The 18,135-nt window shown below is 74.0% G+C and carries 13 protein-coding genes and 1 pseudogene; 8 read left to right on the top strand and 6 right to left on the bottom strand.

Annotated elements, in window-relative coordinates; all coding sequences use genetic code 11:
• Positions 1-3: 3 nt before the first annotated feature.
• Positions 4-3,765 (bottom strand): S8 family serine peptidase, encoded by a 3,762-nt coding sequence (locus RBJ77_RS31575; protein ID WP_372348083.1) that lies wholly within the window; start codon positions 3,763-3,765, stop codon positions 4-6.
• A 193-nt stretch (positions 3,766-3,958) separates the two neighbouring features.
• Between RBJ77_RS31575 and RBJ77_RS31570 the strand changes: the two genes are divergently transcribed.
• From RBJ77_RS31570 to RBJ77_RS31540, 7 genes and pseudogenes are all read left to right on the top strand, one after another.
• Positions 3,959-4,939 (top strand): helix-turn-helix domain-containing protein, encoded by a 981-nt coding sequence (locus RBJ77_RS31570; RefSeq protein WP_372348082.1) that lies wholly within the window; start codon positions 3,959-3,961, stop codon positions 4,937-4,939.
• Between the two features lie 58 nt (positions 4,940-4,997).
• Entirely contained in the window at positions 4,998-5,480 is a 483-nt protein-coding gene (locus RBJ77_RS31565) for a DUF456 domain-containing protein (RefSeq protein ID WP_255973249.1), read from the top strand.
• A gap of 195 nt (positions 5,481-5,675) precedes the next feature.
• Entirely contained in the window at positions 5,676-8,012 is a 2,337-nt protein-coding gene (locus tag RBJ77_RS31560) for a glycoside hydrolase family 95-like protein (RefSeq protein WP_372348081.1), read from the top strand.
• Between the two features lie 172 nt (positions 8,013-8,184).
• Entirely contained in the window at positions 8,185-8,862 is a 678-nt protein-coding gene (locus RBJ77_RS31555) for a DedA family protein (protein WP_372348080.1), read from the top strand.
• A 50-nt stretch (positions 8,863-8,912) separates the two neighbouring features.
• Positions 8,913-10,037 (top strand): sensor histidine kinase, encoded by a 1,125-nt coding sequence (locus RBJ77_RS31550; RefSeq protein WP_372348079.1) that lies wholly within the window; start codon positions 8,913-8,915, stop codon positions 10,035-10,037.
• Positions 10,028-10,673 (top strand): annotated as a pseudogene (locus tag RBJ77_RS31545) (response regulator). Before RBJ77_RS31550 ends, RBJ77_RS31545 begins: the two are co-directional and overlap by 10 nt.
• 3 nt (positions 10,674-10,676) lie before the next feature.
• Complete coding sequence (locus RBJ77_RS31540) at positions 10,677-11,372, top strand: 4'-phosphopantetheinyl transferase superfamily protein (protein ID WP_372348078.1); 696 nt, start codon at positions 10,677-10,679, stop codon at positions 11,370-11,372.
• Here the strand turns inward: RBJ77_RS31540 and RBJ77_RS31535 are convergent.
• The 4 genes from RBJ77_RS31535 to RBJ77_RS31520 form a co-directional block, all read right to left on the bottom strand.
• The gene (locus tag RBJ77_RS31535; protein ID WP_372348077.1) at positions 11,344-11,841 is read right to left on the bottom strand and encodes a methylated-DNA--[protein]-cysteine S-methyltransferase; all 498 of its coding nucleotides are present in this window, start codon (positions 11,839-11,841) and stop codon (positions 11,344-11,346) included. The two genes, RBJ77_RS31540 and RBJ77_RS31535, sit on opposite strands and share 29 nt — an antisense overlap.
• Entirely contained in the window at positions 11,838-13,229 is a 1,392-nt protein-coding gene (locus tag RBJ77_RS31530; RefSeq protein ID WP_372348114.1) for a bifunctional transcriptional activator/DNA repair enzyme AdaA, read from the bottom strand. The genes RBJ77_RS31535 and RBJ77_RS31530 overlap by 4 nt, the downstream gene beginning before the upstream one ends.
• A 570-nt stretch (positions 13,230-13,799) precedes the next feature.
• A complete protein-coding gene (gene rsgA / locus RBJ77_RS31525) occupies positions 13,800-14,912 on the bottom strand; it encodes a ribosome small subunit-dependent GTPase A (RefSeq protein WP_372348076.1) in 1,113 nt (370 codons plus the stop codon).
• Between the two features lie 277 nt (positions 14,913-15,189).
• Entirely contained in the window at positions 15,190-15,639 is a 450-nt protein-coding gene (locus RBJ77_RS31520; RefSeq protein ID WP_372348075.1) for an Lrp/AsnC family transcriptional regulator, read from the bottom strand.
• 118 nt (positions 15,640-15,757) lie between these two features.
• Here RBJ77_RS31520 and RBJ77_RS31515 point away from each other — a divergent pair, with 118 nt between their 5' ends.
• Complete coding sequence (locus RBJ77_RS31515) at positions 15,758-16,798, top strand: asparaginase (RefSeq protein WP_372348074.1); 1,041 nt, start codon at positions 15,758-15,760, stop codon at positions 16,796-16,798.
• A 33-nt stretch (positions 16,799-16,831) separates the two neighbouring features.
• Here RBJ77_RS31515 and RBJ77_RS31510 read toward each other — a convergent pair whose 3' ends face one another.
• Positions 16,832-18,115, bottom strand: coding sequence for a hypothetical protein (locus RBJ77_RS31510; protein ID WP_372348073.1), 1,284 nt, complete (start codon positions 18,113-18,115; stop codon positions 16,832-16,834).
• Positions 18,116-18,135: the final 20 nt, after the last annotated feature.

Below are 18,135 nucleotides of genomic sequence, written 5' to 3'. Positions count from 1 at the left end.
GAACTAACGCACGTCGTACGCCCGGGTCACCGTCTGGGTGACCGCGTTGCCCTTGGAGTCGGTCAGCCGCACCTTCAGCGTGACCTCCTTGCCGGTGGCTCCGGTGTGGTCGACCGTGGCCGTCCAGCGTCCGCCCTGGCGCGAGGTGGTGGCCTCGGTCCAGGTCTCCCCGCCGTCGTACGAGTAGGAGAGGGACGCCTTCGTCAGCTCGCCGGGCGTGTAGCCCGCGTGGCCCGTCGCCGTCAGGGCGATCTTCTGGCCAGGGGCCGCCGCGACGGTCTTCATGTCGTCCTCGGGCAGGGCGAGGTGCGGGAAGAGCAGCGGGATGCCCTGCGAGTAGGTGTTCTCCTCCAGGTGCGAGCGGAACGACCAGGTGGTGCTGGTTCGCGGCGAGCGCTGCCAGACCTTGCTGCCGCTGTTCAGCTTCGCGGTGTTCAGGGTCAGTTCGTAGGCGGAGTCGTCGGCCGGGACGGTGAAGACGCCGAACGGCCAGCCGTTGGAGCCGAGGGACTCGCCGTTCCGCTTGAGCTCGACGTTGCCGATGTCGCCGAACGAGCCCTGGACGCCCTGGTGTTCGCCGTCGCCCCAGAAGCCGGGCGCGACGCCGATCAGGTCGCCCTGGCGTTCGGCGGCGAGGACCTGCTCGCCGGAGTCGTCGAGCGGCGTCGTCGGCGCGAGCGCGCCGCCGTACCACTCCTCGGTGCGCTTCTCGCCCTTCTCGTACGTCCGTACCGGGTCGATCATGAACTCGCCCCAGGGGAAGCTGCTGGACACCTGGTGTCCGTAGCCGGTGGTGCCGGGCGAGAAGAGTTCGGTGCGGGTGGACGGCGCGGCGACCAGGCCGAGGTCGCCGAAGGAGGTGGCCAGGCCGTTCGGGCGGGACACCGACGGCAGGTCGATGTAGTCGGTGGCGACGCCCATCGCCTTGTACGTGGCCCTGTTCGCGGCGAGGTCCTTGTCGGCGACGCGGTAGGTGCGGGCGGAGCGGATCTGGCCCTTCTCGGGGAAGGCCAGCGTGTAGACGTACGGGCTCCTGGCCGTCGCCTTCCAGCGCAGCGTCGTGCTGCCCGCGGCGACGCGTGCGGCGAGCGCCGTGCCCTCCGCCGTCTCGACGGCGAGCATCGGCAGCGGCGCGCCGACGAAGCCGACCGCCGGGTACCAGCGGCCCGCGGCCTCCCGGTACAGGACGACGCCCTGGGTGCCCGCCTTGACGGCGGCCTGCGCGACGGTGGTGGCGCTGCCGCCCTCGGGCAGCTTCACCAGGGCCAGTCTGCCCTTGGACGCGGCCAGTTCGGCGGCCGTGCCGGCGCCGCCGTCGACGATCTCGGCGGTGCCGGTGCCGTCGAGGTTCGAGGAGTTCGTGGAGCCGGTCACCGGGTGCAGGGCGGGTCCGCCGACCACGCCGAACTCGCTGATCTGCGGGGCCGCGGCGCGCCAGAAGCTGTCGAACTCGAAGTCGCCGTCGCGGACGTCGCCCTGGACGTCGGCGTAGTAGCCGCGCACGGTGCGCGAGCCCTGGATGCTGGCCGCGTGCAGCCAGTGGTCGGCGCCGAAGGTGCGGGCGAAGCCGAGGGTGGCGCCGCGGACCTCGGACGTCCGCTCGGTCCTGACGCTCAGCTCGTGGGCCTTGCGGGCGTCGAGGACGACCGTGGTGTCCTTGGTGAGGTTCAGCTGCGGGCGGGCCAGGAACGTCGCGGAGTCGACGAGGGTGCCCTCGGCGGCCGGGGTCGCGACGAACGCGGAGAGGAAGTACGCGCCGGGCCTGACCTGGTACGTCTGGTCGGTGGCGCCGTCGTTGACGCGCCGCTCGCCGGACACGTCGTCGGTGCCGATGAGGTCGAGCGAGGAGGCGCCGGCGGCGGGGGCGCCGCGGCGGTCGACGACCTTGACGCGCAGGGTGACCGTCTCGGGCTGGACGTACAGCGAGAACGGGGTGCTGAGGTGCGTGCCGCCGGGTCCGGTGGCGAGGACGCGGCCGGTGACGTCGCCGTACTGGGCGGCCCTGAGGGTGGCCGTCGGGTCGATGGCGAGCGGGACCTGGGCGGTGCCGCCGGCCGGGACGGTGACGGAGCGGGCGCCGAGCCTGGCGACGGGCGACTTCACGGCGGAGCCGTCGTTGCCGGTGACGCCGTCGACGGCGAGGGTCAGCTTCACCGGCTTGTCGGTGGTGTTGGTGTACGGCACCTGGACGGTGGTGCGGTCGCTGCTGTCCTGCGGCCAGTTGAAGGTGCCGCCCTGGACGGCGCCGGCGCCGAGGACCGTCTGGTCGACGGCGGCCTTGACGTCGAGCCGGCCGCCGCCGGTCTCCCGCACGTCGCCGGGGATGCCGGCGTCGGCGGAGGCGACCAGCGCCTGCTTGATCTGCTGCGCGGTCCAGTCGGGGTGGCGCTGCTTGACGAGGGCCGCGGCGCCCGCGACGTGCGGCGTCGCCATCGACGTACCGCTCATGGACTGGTACGCGTACACGCCGCGGCCACCCGCGGCGGCGGCCTTGATCGCGACGCCGGGCGCGGCGATCTCCGGCTTGAGGGTGTGGGTGCGCTGCACGGGGCTGCGGCTGGAGAAGCTCGCGGTCTCGTCGTCGCTGTCGACGGCGCCGACGGTGAGCACCTCGGGGACGCAACCCGGCGAGGAGACGGTGTTGTTGTGCGGTCCGGAGTTTCCGGCGGCGATCACGAAGAGGGTGTTCTTCGCGGACCGGGCGAGCTCCTGGGTGGCCTGCGACATGGGGTCGGAGCAGTCCAGCTCGGACGGGTTGCCGAGGCTCATGGAGACCACGTCGGCGCCCTCGTCGACGGCCCACTGCATGCCCGCGATGATCCACGAAGTGGCGCCCGAGCCACCGTCGTTGAGGACCTTGCCGTTGAGCAGCGTGGTGCCGGGGGCGACGCCCTGCTCCTTGCCGCCGCTCGCCGCACCGGAGCCGCCGACCGTGGACGTGGTGTGCGTGCCGTGGCCCTGGTGGTCGTCGGTGTCCGCGGAATCGGTGAAGTTCTTCGACTCGGCGACCCGGCCCTTGAGGTCGGGGTGCTCGGTGTCGACGCCGGTGTCGAGGACGGCGACCTTCGTGCCCTTGCCGTCGTACCCGGCGGCCCACGCCCGGTCGGCGTGCACCTGCTGCGTGGAGTCGGCGAGCAGCGACTGGACCTTGGCGTCGAGCCAGAGCTTCTTGAGGTCGCCGGCCGCGCGGGAGCGGGGGCTCGTGACGTCGGCCCAGAAGTCGGCGGCCCGCTTCTTGTCGGCCTTCAGGGCGACGCCGCCGACCGGGTCGAGGACGAGACCGCGCTCGGCGCCGCGCGGGGTGGCGGGCACGCTGCGGGCGACGTCGACGGACGTGTCGTAGGTGGCGATCAGCGGGAGCGTCGCGCTGTGCGCGTCGTCGTAGCCCTGCCGGATCAGCCCGGTGACGTTGAAGAGTTCCTCGTCGACGCGGCCCGCGGCGAGCGCGGCGGCGGCGCCGTCCGGGTAGACGTAGAGGTCCTTGCCGGACTGCCGGGTCTGCAGCAGGGCCGTGCTGCCGTCGGCGGCGGGCAGGGCGGTGGCGGTGGCGGTGCCGTCGGCTCCGGTGGTGACCAGGACCCGGTCGCCGTTGACCAGCGTGACCGTCGCGGTGGTGCTCTTCGCGGACGCGGCGGCGGCGCTGCCGACGAGCGGCCGGCCGCCGTCCGGGGCACTCCCCTCCGCGGCCCCGGACGGGACGGCCGCCGTGACGGCCAGGACGGCAGCGGTCGCCGCTCCCAGGGCCGTACGCGATATCGGGCGCATCGCTCTCCCCAAGTGAAGAAGCGCAGGTGAATACGGGAGAAACCCCGTATTCCCGGCGGGTGTTGGTGCTGCGGTGGCGCCACATTGGCAGAGTGACGGCCGGTACAGGGAAGATGGGCGCGGCGGGAATGCGCCGTGGCTGTTTCCCGCCACGGGGGTGACGGAACGGAACGCCAGGGAGGGGCATCGCCGCATGCTGGGTGCGATAGGTCTGGACGAGGTGCACGAGACGGCGTACCGCGCCCTGGTGTCGGTGGGCGCCGCCGACGTGCAGGATCTCGCGCGCCGGCTCACGCTCGCCGAGCACGACACCGAGCGCACCCTGCGCCGCCTGGAGCGGCACGGTCTCGCCGCCCGGTCGTCGGCGCGGCCGGGACGCTGGGTCGCGGCGCCGCCCGGGATCGCGCTCGGCGCGCTGCTCATCCAGCAGCGGCACGAACTGGAGAAGGCGGAGCTGGCGGCCGCGCTGCTCGCCGAGGAGTACCGGTCGCAGGCCTCCGAGCCCGCCGCGCACGACCTCGTCGAGGTGGTCACCGGGTCGGCCGCCGTCTCGCAGCGCTTCCTGCAGATCCAGCTCGGCGCGTCCGAGGAGGTGTGCGCGCTCGTCACCGGCAACCCGATCGCGGTCACCGCGGGCGACAACGACGCCGAGGCGCAGGCCGTGGGCCGGGGCGTGGCGTACCGGGTGGTGCTGGAGCGCGAGGTGCTCTCCCAGCCGTCGGGGCTGACCGACCTGTCCGCGGCGATCGGCCGGAACGAGCAGGTGCGGGTGGTGGACCGGGTGCCGACCAAGCTGGTCGTCGTCGACCGGAACCTCGCCATGGTGCCGCTGACGTCGAGCGAGGCCGAGCCGGCGGCGCTCGTGGTGCACGCCAGCGGACTGCTGGAGTCGCTCACCGGGCTCTTCGAGGCGGTGTGGCGCGAGGCGCTGCCGCTGCGGCTCGGCGAGGGCGGCGACGTGGACGAGGCCGACGGCTCCGGGCCGGACGGCGCCGATCTGGAGATCCTGTCGCTGCTGCTGGCCGGGCTCACCGACGCGAGCGTGGCGAAGCAGCTGGACCTGGGGCTGCGGACGGTGCAGCGGCGGGTGAAGCGGCTGATGGAGCTGGCGGGCGTGACGACGCGGCTGCAGCTGGGGTGGCATGCGTACGAGCGGGGCTGGGTCGCCCGCTGAGGTCCCATTGGGCCGCTGCTGACCTGCGCTTTCCCCACGGCTGGGGGACCCTTGGCAGATGGGACCGTGGGAACTCCTGCTGGTCGGGGCCGTGATGGCGCTCGGTGTGTGCGGGGTGCTGGTGCCGGGGGTGCCCGGTTCGTGGCTGGTGTGGGCCGCGGTCGCCGTGTGGGCGCTGCGCGATCCGTCCGGTCTGGCCTGGGGCGTGCTGGTCGGCGCCACCGTCGTGCTGCTCGCCTCGCAGGTGCTGCGCTGGCAGCTGCCGCCGCGCCGGCTGCGGCAGGCGGGCGCGACGCGCAAGCTCGCGCTGTGGATGGGCCTGGGGGCGGTCGTCGGCTTCTGCGTGGTCCCGGTGATCGGGGCGATTCCCGGCTTCGTCGGCGGGATCTACGTCGCGGAGCGGCTGCGGCTCGGCGGGCACGGGGACGCTGCCGCGTCGACCCGGACGGCCATGCGGGCCGGAGGGTCCAGCGTGCTGGCCGAGTTGTTCGCGTGTCTGCTGATCGTGGGCGCGTGGGTGGGAGCCCTGATCTGGGGCTGAGGCGCCCGGGCCGATGGTCCGCCGTGCCGGTGCGCCGCTGCGTCCGCGGGTCGTCGGTGGCTGGTCGCGCAGTTCCCCGCGCCCCCGAGGCGGACGAGTAGGTCGGATCTATCCCTCACTATTGACTCACCAGTGCCTCATCTCTAGCTTTCAGCGCGGGATAGCTCCGATGAATCGTCGAGCCCAGGAGGCGCCATGCCAAGCCCGTCCAGACGAACCGTGCTCGCCACCGGACCCGCGCTGGGCGGTGCGGCCCTGGTGGGCACCCTGCCCGGACAGGCGACCGCGGCCGGGCCCGGCGGCGGACCGGTGCGGGGCGGACCGGTGCAGGCGGGCCCCGACGCCTGGCGCACGGTCCTCGACGACGCCGACCTGGTCTGGCAGAAGATGCCGACGACCTGGTACGAGGGCCCGTACCTGGGCAACAGCCTGCTCGGCAGCGGCATCTACCAGGAGCCGGGCAGGAACGCGGTCCGCTTCAACGTCCAGCACTCCGAGGTGCAGGACCACCGGCCGGAGTTCGGCTCGCTCTTCGGTCTCGCCCGGCTGCCGATCGGCCACTTCACCCTGGAGCCCGTCGGCACGATCACCGGCCTCGACTGGCGGCTGCGGCTGCGCGACGCCGAACTGACCGGCACGCTCACCACCGACAAGGGCACCCTGACGCTGCGCGCCCAGGTCACCAACGCGCTGTCCGTGCTCGCCGTCGAGGTCACCCCCAGCGCGGGCGAGGCCGGCTTCCGGTGGGTCTTCCACCCGGCCGAGGCGAAGAGCCCGCGCGCCGCGTTCCAGCCGATACCGGCCGGCTACGAGGGCAATCCGCCCGCCGAGGTCGGCGCGTACGACGGGGACGTGACGGCGTCCGTGCAGTCGCTGCTGTCCGGCGGCGAACACGTCACCGCGTGGCGCGAGCGGGACCGGGACGGGGTGCGCACCCTGTACGCGACCGTGCGGCACTCGTTCCCGAAGGCCACCGCCCGCGACAAGGCGCTCGCCGCGGTCAGGGACGTCGCCCGGCTCCCCTACGACGCCCTCGCCGCCGGGCACCGCGCCTGGTGGCACGCGTACTACCGCAAGAGCTTCCTGTCGGTGCCGGACGCCCGGATCCAGCGGTTCTACTGGATCCAGCTGTACAAGACGGCGTCGGCGGCCCGCCGCGACGCCCCGGTCATGGCGACCAGCGGCCCCTGGCTGGAGCCCACCCCGTGGCCCGCGACCTGGTGGAACCTCAACGTGCAGCTGGAGTACTGGCTGATCCACGGCTCCAACCACCTCGAACTCGACGCGGTGACCCGGGCGCTCGGCGAGTTCCGGGACAACCTCACCGCCGAGATGGCGGCCCCGTACCGCGCCGACTCCCTCGGCATCCCGCGCACCACCGACATCCACCTGGTCAACGGCGGCGCCACCAGCAACGCCCAGGGCTACGGCGTCGGCATCCCCGGCCAGGCCACCCCCACGCCCGAGGTCGGCAACCTCACCTGGGCGCTGCACAACGTGTGGCTGAGCTACCGCCACACCATGGACGAGCGCATCCTGCGCGACACCCTCTACCCGCTGCTGCGCAAGGCGATCAGCTACTACCTGCACTTCCTGGAACCGGGCGCGGACGGCAGGCTCCACCTGCCGGCGACCTTCTCGCCCGAGTACGGCGGCAACACCCGCGACTGCAACTACGACCTGATGCTCCTCACCTGGGGCTGCCGGACCCTGCTGGAGTCGGCCGAACTGCTCGGCATCGACGACGACCTGGCGCCGCGCTGGCGGGAGGTGCTCGCGAAGCGGGTGGCGTACCCGACCGACGCGAACGGCTTCATGATCGGCGCGGACATCCCCTTCGCGAAGTCGCACCGCCACTACTCGCACATGCTGGCCGTCTATCCGCTGTACGAGCTGACCGGCGAGGACGCCGACGAGCGGGCCCTGATCGAGAAGTCCCTCGCCCACTGGGTCGGCTTCGAGGGCGCCCTCCAGGGCTACACGTTCACCGGCGCCGCCTCGATGTCGGCGCTGCTCGGCAAGGGCGAGGACGCCCTGAAGTACCTGGGCCAGCTGATGAGCCGCTTCATCCAGGCGAACACCATGTACAAGGAGTCGGGGCCGGTCATCGAGACGCCGCTGTCGGCGGCCCAGTCGCTGCACGACATGGTGTGCCAGTCGTGGGGCGGAACCGTCCGGGTCTTCCCGGCGCTGCCCGCCGCCTGGGCGGACCTGGCCGTGCACGACTTCCGCACGCAGGGCGCGTTCCTGCTGAGCGCCGTCCGCGAGGAGGGCGTCACGCGGTGGGTGCGCGTGACGAGCGAGGCCGGTGCGCCGTGTGTCGTGCGGCACTCGATCCCCGGCGCGATCGACGTACGGGACGGGCACGGCGGCCGGAAGCTGTCGTACGAGGACGCGGGCGACGGCACGATCCGGATCAGGCTCGGCAAGGGCGAGTCGGCCCTGATCACGGCCGCGGGCGAGCGCCCCGACCTGCGGATCGCCCCGGTCACGCCGAACGCGCAGGCGCCGCGCTGGGGGCTGCCCGCATAGGAGCCCCGCACGCGCCGGTGACCCTGCGGAAAACCGCGGGGTCACCGGCGCGGATCACCGCACTTTGCCAAACGGTTACCCTCGTAGTGGCACTGATCAGCGGTTTCTAGCCTGGGTGGGAGTTCGGGCAGCAGCCACGGACCGAGTCGATCCCCTTGCCTGGAGACCTCGTATGCACCTCGTGACCACGGCCGCCGCCGCGGAGCCGGCCACCGGCACAGCGGGCTGGGCGGCCCACCTCGTCGACGTGCTCGGCGGCCCCGGCGCCGGGCTCGCCATCGCCCTGGAGAACCTGTTCCCGCCGCTGCCCAGCGAGGTCATCCTGCCGCTGACCGGATTCGCGGCCGGGCAGGGCGTGATCTCCCTCGTCTCCGCGCTGTTCTGGACGACGCTCGGCTCGGTCGTCGGGGCGGCCGCCCTCTACGGGATCGGCCGGGTCATCGGGCGGGAGCGGATGTACGCGGTGTGGGGCCGGCTGCCGCTGGTGAAGGTCTCCGACCTGGAGAAGACCGAGGCGTGGTTCCAGCGGCACGGCACGAAGGCGGTGCTGCTCGGCCGGATGGTGCCGATCTTCCGCAGTCTGATCTCGGTCCCGGCGGGCGTCGAGCGGATGCCGCTGCCGGTGTTCCTGTCGCTCACCGCGGTCGGCTCGCTGGTCTGGAACTCCGTGCTGGTCCTTGCCGGTTACTGGCTCGGCGACCAGTGGGACCTGGTGGAGACGTACGTGGGCGTGGTCTCGAAGGTGGTGCTCGGGGCGGCGGTCGTCGCGGTGGCCGGGTACCTCGTCGTCCGGCTGCGCGGCCGGGGCAGGCACCGGGAGGCCCGGCCGCGCGTCCGGCAGGACGGGTAGGGTCGGCTTCCGTGCAGGTGACGGGGGCGGACACGGGGGCTGGCACGGGGATGGGGCGCAAGGGGGCCGGGGTGCTCGCCGGGTGTCTCACCGCGTGCGCGGGGCTGCTGTACCTCACGGCCGCCGGGGCCGTCCTCGGTCCCTTCCTGCTGTGGCCGCGGACCCGCGAAGGGGCGCGGGCCGCGCTGACGGCGGGGGCCCGCCGGATCGCCGCCCTGGACCGGCGCCGCCGCACCGTCCTCTTCGGCGACCGCTTCCCGCTGCACTACGCGCCGCGCGACGGGCAGGTGCTGCGGTACGTCGCCGCGCGGGCGTACGCGGGGACGGTCACCACGGTCACGCTCGCCCTGTTCGCGTTCGGCGGCGTCCTCGCGGCGGTGTTCCTCGCCGCGCTGGTGACCGGCCGGGTCGGCGTCGCCGAACTCCTCGGGCAGCTCCTGCTGGGCGGCGCCCTGCTCTTCCTCGGCGTGCAGGGGCTGCGTTCCCTGTACGCCCTCGACGCCCGGCTGGCCCGCGACGCCTTCGGCCCCTCCGAGCGGGAACTGCTGCGGCGCCGCATCGACGAACTCGCCACCAGCCGCGCCGCGGTGGTGCACGCCGTCGACGCGGAGCGCCGCCGCATCGAGCGCGATCTGCACGACGGCCTCCAGCAGCGGCTGGTCGCGCTCGCGATGCTGCTCGGCCGGGCCCGTCGCCCCGGCCGCACCCCCGAGCAGGCCGACGCGCTGCTCCGGCAGGCGCACGAGGAGTCCCGGGCCGTGCTGACCGAACTGCGCGAGGTGGCCTGGCGGGTGTATCCGTCGGCGCTCGACGGGCTCGGTCTGCGCGAGGCGCTCGGCGGTGTCGCGGAGCGCAGTCCGGTGCCGCTGCGGCTGGCCTTCGACGTACCGGACCCCCTGCCCCAACTCGTCGAGACGGCCGCCTACTTCGTCGTGTCAGAAGCGGTGACGAACGCCGCCAAGCACGCCGCGGCCACCGCCGTCAGCGCCGAACTCGCCGTGGCGGGCGGCGTGTTGACCGTGTCCGTGCGGGACGACGGGAGCGGCGGCGCCGATCCCGCGGGCAGTGGACTCGCCGGACTGCGCGGCCGCGTCGAGGCGCTCGACGGCCGGCTGCGCGTCTCCAGCCCCGCAGGGGGACCCACCGTCGTGACCGCGGAGCTGCCGTGCGTGTGATCATCGCCGAGGACTCGACCCTGCTGCGCGAGGGTCTGGTGCGGCTGCTGGCCGAGGAGGGGCACGAGGTCGTCGCCGCGCTCGGCGACGCCACGACGCTGCCCGACACGGTCGACGAGCTCACGCCCGACGTCGTGGTCGTCGACATCCGGATGCCGCCGACCCACACCGAGGAGGGCCTGCGGGCGGCCCTGGAGATCCGTGAACGCCGCCCGCGAACGGGGGGTGTTGGTCCTCTCCCAGCACGTGGAGCGCACCTACGCGGCGCAGTTGCTGGCGGGCGGCGCCGAGGGCGTCGGCTATCTGCTCAAGGACCGGGTCGCACAGGTCGAGGAGTTCCTCGACGCACTGACCCGGATCCGGGCGGGCAGCGCGGTCATCGACCCGGAGGTCGTCCGGCAGCTGGTGGGCCGCTCCACCCGCGCCGACCCGCTGTCCCGGCTGACGCCGCGCGAGCGCGACGTCCTCGACGTGCTGGCGCAGGGCCACACGAACGCGGGCATCGCCGGGCGACTGCACCTGTCGCTCAGCGCGGTCGAGAAACACCTGAACACCGTCTTCGACAAACTCGAACTGCCGCGCACCACCGGCTACAACCGGCGGATCCTGGCGGTCCTGCGCTATCTGGAGGCATGACTGATGGACCGGGTGAGGGAGTTGCCGCCCGCGGGGGCGGTGCGCCTGTGGCTGGTGACGACGGACACGGACCCCGCGGGGGCCGCCGGCGGCACGGACGTCCTGGACGCCGACGAGCTGCGGCGGGCCGCCGCCTTCCGCCAGGACCGGCACCGGACGCGGTACGTCGCCGCGCACCTGGCGCTGCGCGGCATCCTCGGCGAGCGTCTGGGCCGCCCGCCCGGCGCGGTGCGCTTCGTCCGGCTGCCGTGCCCCGACTGCGGCCGGCCGCACGGCCGCCCGGCCCTCGCGGACGTCCCCGGCCCGCACTTCTCCCTCTCGCACAGCGGCGACCTCGCGCTCGTCGCGGTCGCGGACGCACCGGTCGGCGCCGACATCGAGGAGCTGCCCACGCCGGAGACCGCCGACGAACTGGCGGTCGTCCTCCACCCCCGGGAGCGGGCCGAACTCGCCGCCCTCGCCGAACCGTCGGAGCGCTGCCTCGCGGTGGCCCGCACCTGGGTCCGCAAGGAGGCCTACCTCAAGGGCATCGGCACGGGCCTGGCCCGCGGCGCCGACGTCGACTACGTCGGCACCCTCCCCGGCTCCCCCGCCGCTCCCGAGGGCTGGACGGTGCGCGACGTCCCGGTGCCGGCCGGCTACACGGCGGCGGTCGCCATCGCTCCGGCCGTCAGCGCGGGTGGCCGCCCTCCAGGGTGAGCAGCTGGACCTTGCGCTCCAGGCCGCCCGCGTACCCGGTGAGCGAGCCGTCGGCGCCGATCACCCGGTGGCAGGGGCGGAGGACCAGGAGGGGGTTGGCGCCGACCGCTCCGCCGACGGCCCGGACGGCGGCCCGTGAGGCACCGATGGCGGCGGCCACGGCCCCGTAGGTGGTGGTGGCGCCGTACGGGACGTCGTCGAGCGCGTCCCACACCCGCCGCCGGAACTCGGTGCCGTGCGGTCGCAACTCCAGCTGGAACTCCTTGAGTTCACCGGCGAAGTAGGCGTCGAGCTGCTCCCGGACCGCGCCGAAGGGCCCGGGATCGGTCACCCAGCCGGCCTCGACCGTGCGTCCGCCCTTCTGGCCGGGGACCGAGAGGGAGGTGAGGGCGCCGGTGGAGTCGGCGGTCAGCAGCAGCTCGCCGAGCGGGCTGTGCAGGGTGGTGCAGTACGTCTGGTCGAGGCTCACAACTGTCCTTCTACGTCGAGGTGTCGGCGCGCGTACGACCGCCAGGGCCGCCACGCTTCGCAGGAGACGAGGTCGCCCGGTACGGCCACGTCGGGATCGCCCAGGGCGCGCAGCCTGATCAGGGCGACGGTGCGGGCGTCCATCCCGGGCAGGGCGCGCAGCACCGCTTCGGCGTCGTCGCGGTCGGCGCCCGGGTCGAGGCGCAGGGCGCCGTCGGCGAGGGCACGGGCCAGGGCGCCCAGCGTGCCCGGTTCGTCGACCAGCGCGTCCGGCGCGGGGAAGACCCGGTCGAGGGCGCCGCAGGGCGCGTCGAGCCGCTTGCCGTACCGCTCGACCAGCCGGGCCGACTCCGCGGGTCCGGCCAGAATCCGCACGGCCAGCTCGTCGGGGTCGGCGGCGCCGGGCGAACGCAGTCCCGGGCGGGCGGCGACCAGCGGGGCGAGCCGGGGGTCGGCGCCGAGCCGCTCGTCGATCGCGTAGGGGTCGGCGTCCAGGTCGAGGAGCCGGCGCAGCCGCCCGACCGCGGTCGTCAGGTCCCGCAGGTCCGTGAGGTGGATCCGGGCGTCGAGCCAGCCGCCGCGGTGCTCGGCCTGCGCGCCGGTCTGTTCGTGCCCGGCCTCGTCGACGGAGACGATGCCGGTCCCGTAGGGCAGGCGCAGCGTGCGCCGGAAGATGCGAGAGCCGGGCGCCCCCGTCAACTCCTCTGTCCCTTCGATGAGTTCACGCCCGAGCAGATCGAAGACCGGGGCGGCCTGGTACGCGCCGCGGTGGGCGAGGCGCAGCGGGATCCCGGCGACGGAGGCGACGGCCCTGCGCTCCTCGGCGCGGCCCGGGGCGTCGGCCCGCAGCTGGGTGGGCGTGCGGGCGTAGACCTCGCGGATCGTGTCGTTGAACTGCCGCACGCTGGCGAATCCCGCCGCGAACGCGATCTCGGTGACCGGCAGCGGGGTGGTCTGCAGCAGGACGCGTGCGGTGTGGGCGCGCTGGGCCCGGGCGAGGGCGACCGGGCCCGCGCCGACCTCGGCGGTGAGCTGGCGCTGGACCTGGCGGGCGCTGTATCCCAGCCGGGTGGCGAGGCCGCCGACGCCCTCCCGGTCGACGATGCCGTCGCCGATGAGGCGCATCGCCCGGCCGACCACGTCCGCCCGTACGTTCCAGGCGGCGGAGCCCGGGACGGCGTCGGGCCTGCACCGTCGGCAGGCCCGGAAGCCGGAGCCCTGGGCGGCGGCGGCCGTGGCGTAGAACCGGACGTTCTGGCGCTTCGGGGTGACCGCGGGGCAGCTGGGGCGGCAGTAGATCCCGGTCGTCTCGACGGCGAAGAAGAACTCCCCGTCGAACCGGGCGTCGCGGCTGCGCACGGCTTGGTAGCGCGTGTCCTCGTCGATCATCACGCTCCCAGTGTCGCGCGTGGCGCTCCGCTGGGCTGGCGGGATTCGGACATGGCCTTGCCCCCGGCCCTGCCGTCACCGTCCGCGGGTCACGTCGTGGCTGGTCGCGCAGTTCCCCGCGCCCCTCAAAACACGGCCACGCGCCGTGGGCACGACCGCTGGGCCGCCGGGTGCGGGTCCGGTGGGGGCTGGTCGCGCAGTTCCCCGCGCCCCTGGGGGCATGCGGCTTCGCCGCTGCCCCCATCGGGCGCCCCCAGACGGCGCACGAAGTGCGCCCCTCAGGGGCGCGAGGAACTGCGCCCCTGAGGGGCGCGGGGAACTGCGCCCCTGAGGGGCGCGGGGAACTGCGCCCCTGAGGGGCGCGGGGAACTGCGCGAGAAGCCCCACGCACCAGCACCCCGCAACCAAAGCCCGGCCCGGCAGACGCAGTCGCCCTTCAGGGGCGCGGGGAACTGCGCGAGAAGCCCCACGCACCTGCACCCCACAACGAAAGCCCAGCCCAGCAGACGCAGTCGCCCCTCAGGGGCGCGGGGAACTGCGCGACCAGCCCCCGCCGGGCCCGCAGACGCCCTACGACATGCGGCCCCGCTTCATCTGCATCGCCTCACGCCCCATCCGCCCCCGCTGCTTCCAGACCTGCCGCATCTCGTCCCGCAACCGCGCATCCGTCCGCGCAGCAAGCCGCTGGTTCTCCCGGAGCAGCTTGCGGTAGCTGTCGAGGCGCCGCTGGTGCAGCGTCCCGTCGGCCAGCGCAGCGACCACCGCACAGCCGGGCTCGACCGTGTGCGCGCAGTCGTGGAACCGGCACCCTTCGGCCAGCGCCGTGATCTCCGCGAACACCTGCTCCACCCCGCCCTCGGCGTCGTAGAGACCGACTCCGCGCAGCCCCGGCGTGTCGATGAGGACACCGCCGCCGGGCAGCACGAACAGGTTCCGGGTGGTCGTGGTGTGCCGCCCCTTGCCGTCGAGGTCGCGGACGGCCTGGACGTCCATCACGTCGGCCCCGAGCAGCGCGTTGGCCAGCGTCGACTTCCCCGCGCCGGACTGGCCGAGCAGCACGGACGTGCCCCCGGCCACGACGGCCCGCAGCACCTCGGTCCCGTCGCCGTCGAGCGCGCTGACGGGCAGCACCTGCACGCCGGGCGCGGTCGTCTCGACGTCGGAGACGAGGTAGGACAGGCCGACCGGGTCGGGCACGAGGTCCGCCTTGGTGAGCACGACGAGCGGCTGCGCACCGGATTCCCAGGCGAGCGCCAGGAACCGCTCGACGCGGCCGAGGTCGAGCTCGGCGGCGAGGGACACCGCGATGATCGCGTGGTCCACGTTCGCGGCGAGGATCTGCCCCTCGGACCGCTTGGAGGAGGTGGACCGCACGAAGGCGGTCCGGCGCGGCAGGTACGCCTGGACGTAGCGGGGGTCGCCGCCGTCGGGGTCGACGGCGGCCCAGTCACCGGTGCAGATGACCTTCATCGGGTCGCGCGGCACGACGTACTCGGTGTCGGCGCGGACGACCCCCTCGGGGGTGATCAGATCGCACTGCCCGCGGTCGACGCGGAGCACCCGGCCGGGCACGAGCCCGCGCTCGGCGAACGGGGCGAACTCGGCCGCCCAGAGGCTGTCCCAGCCGTAGGCGGCGAGGGACGACAGGGGGGACTGGTCAGCGCTGTGAGAGCTGAGAGACAAGGGGTGACCCTTCGAGGGGTGGCCCCGGCTGCACGGAGAGGAGAAAAAGAAAGAGGAGGGTGTCAGCCGATGCGGGCCACGGAGGTGGACGGGACGAACTTCCGGATGCGGGCAACGCCCGTCGCAGCGACAGTCATCGGTCAACACCTCCAGGTCTCTCACACGCGGTGAACAGCGGCGGCCCGGAGCGGCCGCAGCAACGGGAACGACCATAGCCACCCGCCCCGGGACCGCGCCACCGGTTTTCCGCCGGGTGCACCGCGGGCCGGCGCGCGCGTCACACCGGCAGCCCCTTCGGTTCCTTCACCCGCTTCATGATGATCTGCGAGTTCACCTCGGTGACCCCGCCGAGCGTCGTGAGCCGCTCGATCCACAGCCGCTCGTACGCGGCCAGGTCGGCGACGGCGATCCGCAGCAGACAGCCGGGGCTGCCGAAGAGCCGGTACGCCTCGACGACGTCGGGGATGTCCTGGAGGGCGCGCTCGAACGCCTCGACGGACTCCCGGTCGCGGCGCACCTCGATGGAGACGAGCACCTCGAAGCCGCGGCCGACGGACTCCGGGTCGACGATCGCCCGGTAGCCCTGGATGACGCCGTCCTTCTCCAGCTGGCGCACCCGGCGCATGCAGGGGGACGGGCTGAGGCCGACGCGCTGGGCCAGCTCCTGGTTGCTGAGACGGCCGTCGCTCTGGAGTTCGCGCAAGATATTCAGGTCGATCCGGTCCATGGCGCAATCATGCGCTACGCAACGCGCGTCCACTCGCCAGATTCGCAATCCGATTGCGCACATTCCGCCTTATCCTTGCGGAAGATCGAACATACGACCCCTTCGCGAGGCATTCTCCATGGAACGCATACGGCCCGACGCACCGCGCCGCATCACCCTCATCAGCACCGGCGGCACCATCGCCAGCCGCTGGCAGGGCACCGGCTACGCGGCCGACGCCGGCGGCGACACCGTGCTGGCCAGCGCCGCCGTGCCGGACGGGGTCGAGGTGAAGGTCGTCGACCTGTTCAACATCAACAGTTCGCAGATGACGACCGAGCGGCAGCTGGCGCTGCTGCGCACCGTCCGCGAGACGCTCGCGGACCCGGACGTCGACGGCATCGTCGTGACGCACGGCACGGACACCCTGGAGGAGTCCGCCTTCCTGCTCGACCTGTACCACGACGATCCGCGCCCGGTGGTGTTCACGGGCGCCCAGAAGCCGCTCGGCGCGGCCGACGGCGACGGTCCGGGCAATATGTACGACGCCCTTCAAGTCGCCGGTTCCGTACGGGACTTGGGCGTGCTCGTCGTCTTCGACGGCAAGGTGCACGCGGCGCGCGGCACGGTGAAGACGCAGACCCTCGCCGCCGACGCGTTCGCCGATCCCTCGGCGGCCGGTCCGGTGGGCCGGCTGGGCTTCGGCCGGGTCGACATCCGCCGCGCCCCCGACCGCCCGGCCGCCCTGCCGGGGCCCGTCGCGGACTCCGGCGTCCCGCGCGTGGACGTCGTCATGCACCACAGCGACGCCGACCCCGCCCTCTTCGAGGCCGCTCTCGCCGCGGGCGCCCGGGGCATCGTGCTGGTCGCGACCGGCGCGGGCAACGCGACGCCCGCGTTCGTCGACGCGGTCGCCGCCGCCGTCCGCCGGGGCGTGCTGGTCGCCGTCTCCACCCGGGTCCCGGCCGGACCGCTCGCCGAGATCTACACCGGCGGCGGCGCCGTCGACCTGGTCGCCGCGGGCGCCGTGCTCAGCGGGACGCTGCGCGCGGGCCAGACCCGGGTCGCCGTCCTGGCGACCCTGCTCTCGGACGCCGCACCCGCCGCCCGCACCGACACGCTGCGCCGCCTCGTCGCGGCGCCCGCCGACACCTCCACGGACGAGCGGGCCGCCGCCTGAGCGGAGGTCGCTCGTCCGGCCTCCGGCGGGCGGTCAGACGACGCCCGCCGCCCGCAGGATGCGGTCCATCTCCGCTACCGGCAGGCGCGGGTTGCGGGCCGCCGATGACTCCGTGAAGGGGTCGGCGAGCAGGCGGGGCAGGTGGGCCGGGGTCAGGTGCGGGTGGGCCGCCGCGACGGCGCGGACCAGGTGGTTGGCGTCGTGGCTGAGGCGGTCCACCAGGGCCGGGTCCGCCCCCGGGTCGTACAGGGCCTCCCGGCGGATCTCCGGATTCTCGTGGTCGGCCAGGGACGCGAGTCGGTGCAGCGGGAAGCCCGGGTGCTGGAGCAGGGCGCCGCGGGTGATCACCTTGGCCTCCTGGTAGACCGGCCACAGGAGCTCGGCCGGCGCGTCGGGGTGGTTCTCGCACAGCAACAGCCGTACGGCGAAGTCCTCGTCGGCGGCGAGCAGCCGGACGAGGTCGGGCGGCAGGTGCGGGTTGCAGGCGGCGCCCCGGCGCAGACCGGTGTGCGCCGACGTCGCGGCCCGCCGCATCGTGTCCTCGTCGGTCGCCTCGTAGGTCCAGCGGGCCGGATGGATGCGGGCCTGCGGCAGGACCTCGTGGTCGATGCGGGTGCGCTGTTCCTCGGTGAGTTCCGGGCGCATGGACACGGCGAGCCGGACCAGCGGCTCGCCGTGCCGGGCCAGTTCGTCGACGAGGTCGGCGGGCAGGTGCGGGTTGGCGGCGAGCTTCCCCAGCGTCCAGATGTCGCCCGTCGCCCGCACCTCCAGCGCGAGGGCGCGGTCCAGCGGCGCCTGCTCGACGGCGCCGCCGTCACCGGCGCGCACCACCTCGGGGACGAGTTCGGGCCGTCGGCGCCAGCTGAGCGCGGCGGCCCTGGCCCGTACTTTCGGCTCCGGGTCGTCGAGCAGCCGGTCGAGGATCCCGGCGGGCGGGTCGGCCCACTGCTCAAGGACCAGTTCCCGCACGAGCGCGTGCTCGTCGCGGCTGAGCAGTTCGTACGTCTCCGCCGGCAGCGGCTCGACCTTCATGCGGAACGGTGTCGGGCCGCCCGCGACCGCCGCCCGCACCATCGGGTCGGGATCCGTGGCGAGGCGGGCGCGCTGGACGGCCGGGGCGCTCCAGACGTCGGCGAACCAGCCGCGCAGTCTGCGCTCGGGGTGCGTGACGATGGCGTCGTACACCTCGTCCGGCACGATCCCGCGCTGCGCGATCCAGTACGCCTCCTGCCGCCCGGACCGCAGGATCCGCAGCAGCACGGAGGCGGGAGCGGCCGGATTGCGCGCCACTCCCGCCAGCTGCGTGTCGTTGAGCACCGCTGTCCCCCGCTTCCCCG

The sequence above is a fragment of the Streptomyces sp. KL116D genome, assembly GCF_030766975.1.
Taxonomy (GTDB): domain Bacteria; phylum Actinomycetota; class Actinomycetes; order Streptomycetales; family Streptomycetaceae; genus Streptomyces; species Streptomyces longispororuber_A.
This window is presented reverse-complemented; position numbering and strand designations above follow the sequence as displayed.